Origin of the sequence: Methylobacterium sp. WL6 (genome assembly GCF_008040095.1) — a bacterium.
Classification (GTDB): Bacteria; Pseudomonadota; Alphaproteobacteria; order Rhizobiales; family Beijerinckiaceae; genus Methylobacterium.
On sequence record NZ_VRVH01000011.1, the window covers coordinates 39,810 to 48,650 of the forward strand.

Here is an 8,841-nt window from a genome sequence, read left to right on the forward strand (position 1 = left end):
AAATCCCGGCATCCGATGTGCGCGCCGCCTCGGCGCGCGTCTCCCTCCCCCCCTTGCGGGAAAGGGTACCTTGCGCAGCAGGGGGGGAGGGGGAGCCCGCGCTTTCGTCGTTCCGAAGCCCGATCAAGCGGCTATTCCTCGCTTCGGCGGATGCAGCGCCACGTAGGTCAGCCGGGCCGGCGAGTAGCCGGTGGCGCGGTGCAGGTCGTCGAAGGCGTGCGCGTAGGCGACGCCGGCTGCGGCCTCGCGGGCGAGCGGGTCGTCGGCCGGCTGCTCGAAGCTGCGGCCGTTGCGCTGCCAGCGGATCGGCTCGGGTGTGACGCGCCGAGCCTCGTCGCGCCCAGCCTCGTCACGCAAGGTCTCGATCATCGCGATGGTTGGATGCGCCGGGCCGCCATGGGCATGGATGCGATGGCCGGCGGCGTCGTCGTCGAACAGAAGGCGGGTGAGGCCCAGGCGCCTCGCCTCGATCACCCGCCGCCCCTGCGAGACGTGGTCGTCGAAGAACGCGACCGTCGTCGCCGCATCGAGCTGCGACCAGTCGGCCGTCGACCAGTCGGCGGTGCTGTAATGCGCTCCCGGGTCGCGATAATGCAGGTTCGACAGGTCCGGATCGTGGCAATGGATCGTCGCGTCCGGGCAGGCCTGCCGGATCACCCAGGTGGTGAGCCCGCGGAAGACCCCGGACTCGATGACCGTGGACGGCGCCAGCGCGCGCATCGCCACGTAGAGCTGGAGCGCGCCGTTGAATCCGCTGCCGCCGCGGCGCTGGCGCACCGGCGCCGTCGGGATCAGCGTCCAGAACCGCCGCACCGCCGCGGGCACGTCGAGGCCGGTCGCGATGCCCGACGCGGCGAGGTCGCGCTGCAGGCTGTCGGCCGCGGAGCCGAGCAACTGGTCGACCTCGCGCGGCGAGGTCGGGCGGTGCGACCAGTCGGGGGCGGCGGGCACAAGGTCGTAGCCGAGCCGGTCGAAGAACGGCGCGAGCACGCGGCGGCGGAGCCGTTCCAGCGTGCGGGAGGGGCGGGGCGTGCTCATGCGGCCCGCCGCGCATCGGCCGCGCCGTGGCGGACGTGGTAGCCCGGTTCGATCTCGACCATATGGCCGGCCTCGTCGGGCGCCAGCCGGTAGGGCTCCGGCCAGCGGCCCGGGTCGGAATGGTCGCCGGTGACCGCCGAGAAATCGAGCGGGTGGTCGAGGCTCGGGTCGGGCACCGCGGCGAGCAGCGCGCGGGTATAGGGATGGACCGGGTTGCGGAACAGGGCGGCCTTCGGGGCCTGCCCCACGATTCGCCCCCGGCACATCACCGCGATGGTATCCGCCATGTAGTCGATCACCGCGAGGTTGTGAGAGACGATGAGGTAGGTCAGGCCGAGCGCGGCCTGCAAGTCCTTCAGCAGGTTCAGGATCTGGGCCTGCACCGAGACGTCGAGCGCCGAGACGGGCTCGTCGAGCACCAGCACCTTCGGATCGAGGGCGAGCGCCCGGGCGATGCCGATGCGCTGGCGCTGGCCGCCGGAGAAGGCGTGCGGATAGCGCCCGAGCGCGCCGGCTTCGAGGCCGACCATCGCCATCAGCGCCTCGGCCCGAGCCCGGCGCTCGCGCCCGCCGATCCCGTGGATCTCCATCGGCTCGGTGAGGATCTGGCGCACGGTCATCCGCGGATCGAGCGAGGCGTAGGGGTCCTGGAACACAAACTGCACGGCGCGGCGGTAGGCGAACAGGTCGGCGCCGGCGAGGGCGTGGACGTCGCGCGGGCCGGTGCCGTCGTCGAACAGCACGCGGCCGGCGTCGGGGGCGAGCGCGCGCATCACCATCTTCGAAACGGTGGTCTTGCCCGATCCGGATTCGCCGACGAGCCCGAGCGTCCTGCCGGGCACGAGGTCGAGCGACACGTCGGAGACCGCCCGCACGACCCGCGGCGGCCCGCCGAACCGCCCCAAGCGCAGGGTGAAGATCTTCGAGACCCCTTCGATGCGCAGGATCGGCCCGTCGATCGCCGCCGGCCTGCGTGCCGGCGGGATCACCGCCTTGGCCGGGCGGATCGGCGTCAAGCGCTCGCCCGGCGCCATGTCGAAGCGCGGCACGGCGTGGAGCAGCGCCTTGAGGTAGGGGTGGCCGGGGTCGCGCATGACCGCGCCGCGCGGGCCGGACTCGACGAGGCGGCCGCGATAGAGCACCGCCACGTCGTGGGCGACGTTGGCGACGACGCCGAGGTCGTGGGTGATCAGCAGGATCGCCATGCCGGTCTCGTCCTGCAGCCGGGTCAGCAGCGCGAGGATCTGGGCCTGGGTCGTCACGTCGAGGGCCGTCGTCGGCTCGTCGGCGACGAGCAGGGCGGGCTTGAGGATCAGCGCCATCGCGATCATCGCCCGCTGGCGCAGGCCGCCGGAGAGCTCGAACGGATAGGTGTGCAGCGCCCGCGCCGGATCGGGGAAGCCGACGCGGGCGAAGGCGTCCCTGGCCTGCGCGTCGGCCTCGGCCCGGGTGGCGTTGCCATGGATGCGCAGCGCCTCGCCGACCTGGTCGCCGATGGTGTGGAGCGGCGACAGGCAGGTCATCGGCTCCTGGAAGATCATCGCGATGCCGGCACCGCGGATCGCGCGCATCGCCGGGCCGTCGGGGGGCAGCGCCGCGATGTCGGTCGCCCCGCGGCCGGTGTCGAACAGGATGCGGCCGGCGCTGATCGTGGCCACCCGGGGCAGGATGCGCAGGATCGCCTGTGCGGTCACCGACTTGCCCGAGCCGGATTCGCCGACGAGCGCCAGGGTCCGCCCGCGCATCACGTCGAGCGACAGGCCGTGCAGGGCGCGGAACGGCGCACCGTGTCCGCCGAAATCGACCTGCAGGTTCTGGATGGACAGGAGCGGGCTCAAGCGATCCTCGCAGGCGCGTCGGCCGGGCAAGTCCACCACGCCGGAACCGCCCCGTCCACCGCCGGCGGCCGGAACAGATGCCGCGGGTCGCAGAGCGTCACCGCCGGATGCCGGAACAGGATCGCGAACAGGGCGCCGAGGAAGTTCCAGATCGCTTCGTCGTGGGCGAGGTGGTGGGTGAGCAGCCCGACCGGCCGATCGTTTTCCTCCGCGATGGTCCGGCACAGGGTGTCGATCAGCCGTGCGGGATCGACGAGCGAGCGCGTGCCGCGCCAGTCGATCGGGTCGATTGCGACGTCGGCCCGCATCAGGCCGGGCACCGCCGCTCCGGGCACCGACGACAGCCCGCGATAGCCCAGCGCCGGAAGGGCGGCGGCGATTTCGGGGGCGAGGCGGTTCCACGGCGGCACGAACACCGGCAGGAGCCGGTCCGCCGGAAGCCGCCCGCGGGCGACGCGCAGGCCCTCCGCCGCGTCCGCGATCGCGAGCGGCAGGGGCCGGTCGGCGCCGAACTCCGACGGTTTGCTGCCGGGTGCGGCGTGATCGGTGTGGGCCAGCCCGTGCACGGCGAGGCTGACGCGTGGCGCGTCGGCGAGACGCTCGCCGAGGGACGGCTCGATGCCTGCCGGGATCGCCGCGACGAGCAGCGGGGACGCGAAGGTGTCCGAGAGGTCGAGCAGGCGGTCCAGGGCGGGCGTCGCGGCGACGGCATCGTCGTCCCGCCACCAGATCGGCACGCGGCGGCCGCGCGCGCCGGACTCGTCGAGGACGGCGCGCAGGCGGTCGAGCGGGGTCTTCTCCGCACGGGCGCTCCGTTTCTTCGCGGCGAGGAGCGTTTCGACGATGGCGACCGTGCGCCGTGCGCCGTCGAGCGCGATGCCGTGGTCTGCCGGGATCGGCGCTCCGGCTGCAGACGCGATGGCGTCGAGCAGCGTCGCCGCGGAAAGTGCGTCCTCGGGCACGATCCGGGCCAGGCCGCGGGCGGCGAGGTGCTGGGCACGCAGGCTCTGCTCGGTCTCGGCGCCTGCCGCGAACGGCACCAGCACGGCGGGCGTCCGGGTGGCGAGGAGATCCACCGCGGTGTTGTAGCCGCAGGCGCTCACCGACACCGCAGCCCGCGCCAGAAGCGCGCGATAATTCGGCTGCGCCCGCGTCAGGACGCCGTCGGCCAGCCTCGCGCGCATGGCATCGATCTCGGCCTGCGCGATGCCGTGGCCGGCAAGGATGCGCCAGCCGAGGTCCGGCCTCCGCCGTGCCGCGTCCGCGGCGGCGCGGCAGAGGCCGAGCCCGGCCGCGCTCGACCCGGCCGAGACTAGGACGCCCGCGCGGGCACCCGCATCCTCGAACGCCGCCGCGTCCTCGTCGACGTAGCCGGTGTATCGCAGCTTGGCGCGCAGATCCTCGTCCACCGGCCAGGAGGCGTCGAGGGCGACGAGATCGGGGTCGCCGTGCACCAGCACCGCGTCGTAGATCTCGGCCACGCGCGCATGCGCGATGCGGATCTTCCGCGGCTTCTCCGGCGCGACGAGCACATCGCGGATCGAGGCGAGGATCAGCGGTCGCGGGCGCCGCTCGGATGCCGCCTCGACGAGGTCGAGGAATTCGGCTTCGAGCGCTCGGCGGCCGAACGGGAATAGCTCGGTGATCACCACGTCCGGAGCCGTCTGGGCCAGCGCCTGCCGAAGCAGCGCCCGGCGTGCCGCGAGCAGGTCGGCGCCGGCCGTGTGCCCGTCCGCGCCAAGAAGCCGCGCGAAGGCGGTGCCGACGATGTGCAGCGGCGGCAGTTGCACGAGGCGCAGGCCGTCGAGCCGCACCATCGGCGCAGGGCCGCCGCCCGAGACCAGGGTCACCGCATGGCCCGAGGCGGCGAAGGCGCGGCCGATCGCGGCGGCGCGGGTCAAGTGACCGGCGCCGAGGAGATGCGTGACCGCGATCAGCACCCGCATGCGCAGGCCTCCGCTCGCTCGGGCACCGATGCGGGACGCGGCGGCGCGATTCCCGCCGAGGCGGCGAGCCGCCCGCCGATCAGGTCGATGCCGGCATCGAGCGAGAAATCCCGCAGCAGGCGCGCGCGGGCGGCGTCCGCGAAGCTCCGGCGCCGCACCGGATCGCCGGCGAGCCGCAGGATCGCCGCGGACAACGCCGCGGGATCGCTCTGCGCGACCAGGCATCCCTCGACGCCGTCGGTGACGAATTCCGGCGTGCCCGCGAAGGCGGTCGCGAGGATCGGCAGCCCCTGCGAGGCGGCCTCCATCAGCACGTTGGGCAGGCCGTCGCGGTCGCCGGACGGCGCAGGCTTGGTCGGCAGCACGAAAAGGTCGGCCGCCCGCATCGCCGCGATCACCGCCGGCTGGGCCAGGGCGCCCCGGAACGCGACGCGGCCGCCGAGCCCGCGCTCCGCGACGCGGGCTTTCAGGTCCTCCCGAAGCTCGCCGCCGCCGATCAGGTCGAGGCGCCAATGCAGGTCCGGCGGCAGGGCCGCCAGCGCGTCGATCAGGTCGTCGTGCCCCTTCTTGGCGACGAGCCGGCCGACGCTGAGGATCCAAATCGGATCCTGCGCATCTGTGCCGTCGCGCGGCGGTCGGAGGGGCGGCGCCGGAAAGCGGGCGAGATCGAGGCCGTGATAGGCCAGCGCGACGGAGCCGGCTTCCGCTGCCGCCCGACCCGCCGACACCGCCCGCAGGCGGCCGAGGCCGTCGCGGGTGCAGGTCACCCCCCAGGCCGCGTCGGAGAGCTTGTCGGACAGCTCGCGGTCCGGCGTCGTCCAGATGTCCTTGGCGTGCGCGGAAAAGCTCCAGCTTCGCTCCGTCAGGAGCGCGGCGTAGCGCGCGACGCTGGCCGGCGTGTGGAGGAAATGCGCGTGCAGGTGCCGGACCGCCTCGGGCAGCTCCCGCGCCAGCACCAGAGCCTGCCCGAGGCGGCGGATGCGCGAAGCAGTCGGGTCGTGGAGAAGGTCCGTGGCGAATTGCCGGGCCAGCGCGACGAAGCGCCGGCGGCGGAGGCCCCAGGCCAGCCCGCGCAGCACCCGCAGGGGCGCCTCGTGCAGGTATTCGGGGAGGTAGGCCACCGGCGCCGCGATCGCGTCGTGCATCGGATGGCGGCTCGCGTCGGTCGGGCGGCGCAGCGACCAGATCGCCAGTGCGAGGCCGCGGCCCTCGAGCGCCAGGATCTCCTGCGCGATGAAGGTCTCCGACAATCGCGGATAGCCCTTCAGCACGATCGCGATGCGCGCCTCGCTCACGGCCTGTCACCGAGGGCGAGGACGGGTGCGCCAGCGTTCAGCACGCGGACGCGCTCGGCGATCCGGTCGAGGCCGCCGAGCAGGTCGGGGATCCGCGCGCGCGACGGAGGCGCCTGGTCCGGCAGGGCCCGGAGCGCCGCCGCCATGCGCATGGGGTCGCGCCCGTCCGCCTCCAGCACGGTGCGGGCGAGGCCGAGGCCTTCGGCGGCCACCGCGCGGATCTCCTGCTCGCGCCGCGGCGTGGTGCGCGGCACCAGCACCGCCCGCTTGTCGAAGGACAGGATCTCGCAGAACGTGTTGTAGCCGCCCATCGCCACGACGCCCGACGCCTTCTCCATCAGAAGCTCGATCTCGCTGTCGAAGGTGATCGCGGAGAGCCGGCCTGGCAGCCGCGCGATCCGGCCCAGGAACGCCGCCCGGCTCTTCGAGGCGAGGAAGGGTCCGAAGGCGATCAGCGCGGGAAGCGGGATCGCGGGATCGGCCTCGTAGGCCGAGATCACCCAGTCGATCAGCCCGTCGCCGTCGCCGCCGCCGCCGGGGGTGACCAGGATGAACGGCTCGGCCGCGACGCCGGGCTCGGCCCGGTCCGGTCGGGGGCGCGGCGCGGCGCGGTGGAGATAGCCGGTATAGGTCGTCCGGTCCGAGAATTCCGCACCCACGGGAAGCGCGGCCAGCGGCCGGTGGATGCGCGCGAGGCCGTAGATCCAGATCTCGTCGTAGAACCGGCGGACCGCCTCCGAAGCGCCCTTGCGCTCCCATTCCGGCACGAGGCGGTCGGGGTCGTCGAGGACGTCGCGCAGGCCCAGCACCACACGGCAGCCGCGGGCGCGCAGGTGCTCCAGCGTCGGCAGCATCTCGCCGTGGAAGCCCGTCGGCTCCTTGTCGACGATCACGAGGTTCGGCCGGAAGTCGCGGGCGGTGCGCAGGACGATGTCGGCGCGCCGGGCGACCGTCTCCTGCAGCGACGCCTGCGGGTCGAGCCCGGCATAGCTGCCGTCGGCGCGCTTGGTCACGCCGGGCACGCGCACGGAGGAGACGCCGCGGGCGAAGGCGAAGCGGGCGACCACCGTCGAGCCGGAGACGATCATCGCCTCGACCTCGCCGTTGCCGGCCAGCGCGTTCGCGATGGTGCGCGAGCGGCGCAGGTGCCCGAGCCCGAACGTGTCGTGGCTGTAGATCAGGACGCGGCTCGGGCGCATCACGGTCTCATCCTCGAACGCCCCCTCGCGCCGCCGCCATCCGCGCCCCAGCACGCGCAGCGCATGCAGGTGCAGCGTCGCAGCCGGTCTGCGGTCGCACAAGCCGGGCCGCCGTGACAATGCCTCGCGTGGGGCGACACCGCATTCCGGAGTGACGGAGGCCCGAGGCTGTGAGTCCGCGCACGCTCGGGCTTCGCCTTTTCGTTGCACGATGACATGCGTGTGACGCGCGGGCTCGCGAGAGGGTATGGGAGCCGGAACGGGGGCCGGGGACGGGCGATGCGGGATCTGGAGCCGACGCTGTTCGGCTATATCTGGCGACATTCGAAGCGCGACCAGTTCGCGATCTGCGCCGTCGTGCTCGCATCGCTGCCGTTCTATTTCGCCTCGCTCGACCTGCCCAAGCGCATCGTCAACGACGCCATCTCCGGCAAGGCGTTCAAGGGCGGGCGCGAGACCGTCGACTTCCTCGATCTCATCATCCACTGGCCCGGCTGGCTCGGCGGCGAGCAGGAGGTGCTGTTCTCGGGCTTCGAGGTCGACCGCACCGGGCTGCTGTTCGGACTCTCCGGGCTGTTCCTGACCCTCGTGCTGATCAACGGCGCGTTCAAGTTCTGGATCAACCTCAGCAAGGGCGTGCTCGGCGAGCGCATGCTGCGGCGCCTGCGCTTCGAGCTGTTCTCGCTGATGCTCCGCTTCACCCCGGACACGACGCGCGAGGTGAAGTCGTCGGAGACGGCGACCATCATCCGCGACGAGGTCGAGCCGATCGGCGCATTCATCGGCGACGCGATCGTGGTGCCGTGCTTCCTCGGCACGCAGGCGGCGACCGCGCTGATCTTCATCCTGATGCAGAACCTGTGGCTCGGGCTCGTCGCCGGCTCGATCGTCCTCGTGCAAATCGTTGTGATCCCGCGCCTGCGCCGCGAGATCATCCGCTTGAGCCGGAAGCGCCAGATCGCGTCGCGGAGCTTCGCCGGCCGAGTCGGCGAGGTGCTGGACGGGCTCGAGGCGGTCACCGTCAACGACACCGGGCGTTGGGAGCGTGCCGAGATCGGCGGCCGGCTGTTCAGCCTCTACGACCTGCGCCTGCGGATCTACCGGCGCAAGTTCCTGGTGAAGTACCTGAACAACCTGCTCGCGCAGGTGACGCCCTTCCTCTTCTACGCGATCGGCGGCCTGTTCGCGCTGCGCGGCGAGCTCGACATCGGCCAGCTCGTTGCCGTGCTGGCCGCCTATCGCGACCTGCCGCCGCCGCTCAAGGAGCTGATCGACTGGGACCAGCAGCGCCTCGACGTCGAGGTGAAGTACGAGACCGTCGCCGCCCACTTCGCGCCGCACCGGCTGCGGCCGTCCGAGCCGGAGGGCCAGGGCCTGGTCCGGCCCCTCGGCGGCCCGCTCGAGCTGGACGGCGTCAGCCTCAAGGATCCCCTCGGCGGCCCGGCGCTCGAGCTCGGGGCCGTCAGCCTGCCGATGCCGGTGCAGGCCGCGATCCTCGCCCCCGCGGGCGGCCTCGGCCACGTGG

6 protein-coding genes are annotated in these 8,841 nt (G+C 73.1%); 1 reads left to right on the plus strand and 5 read right to left on the minus strand.

Going from position 1 to position 8,841, the window contains the following annotated elements:
• Positions 1-123: 123 nt before the first annotated feature.
• The 5 genes from FV230_RS03255 to FV230_RS03275 are packed head-to-tail and all read right to left on the minus strand — an operon-like array spanning position 124 to position 7,418.
• Positions 124-1,038, minus strand: a complete 915-nt coding sequence (locus FV230_RS03255; RefSeq protein WP_147841231.1) for a hypothetical protein — start codon at positions 1,036-1,038, stop codon at positions 124-126.
• Complete coding sequence (locus tag FV230_RS03260; protein ID WP_147841232.1) at positions 1,035-2,876, minus strand: ABC transporter ATP-binding protein; 1,842 nt, start codon at positions 2,874-2,876, stop codon at positions 1,035-1,037. The genes FV230_RS03255 and FV230_RS03260 overlap by 4 nt, the downstream gene beginning before the upstream one ends.
• Positions 2,873-4,822: a glycosyltransferase gene (locus FV230_RS03265; RefSeq protein ID WP_147841233.1), complete on the minus strand. Its 1,950-nt coding sequence runs from the start codon at positions 4,820-4,822 to the stop codon at positions 2,873-2,875. The genes FV230_RS03260 and FV230_RS03265 overlap by 4 nt, the downstream gene beginning before the upstream one ends.
• A complete protein-coding gene (locus FV230_RS03270; protein WP_147841234.1) occupies positions 4,810-6,117 on the minus strand; it encodes a glycosyltransferase family 4 protein in 1,308 nt (435 codons plus the stop codon). Before FV230_RS03270 ends, FV230_RS03265 begins: the two co-directional genes overlap by 13 nt.
• A complete protein-coding gene (locus tag FV230_RS03275; RefSeq protein WP_348642120.1) occupies positions 6,114-7,418 on the minus strand; it encodes a glycosyltransferase in 1,305 nt (434 codons plus the stop codon). Before FV230_RS03275 ends, FV230_RS03270 begins: the two co-directional genes overlap by 4 nt.
• 177 nt (positions 7,419-7,595) lie before the next feature.
• Here FV230_RS03275 and FV230_RS03280 point away from each other — a divergent pair.
• The coding region (locus FV230_RS03280; protein WP_147841235.1) for an ABC transporter transmembrane domain-containing protein at positions 7,596-8,841 on the plus strand (1,246 nt) is incomplete at its 3' end.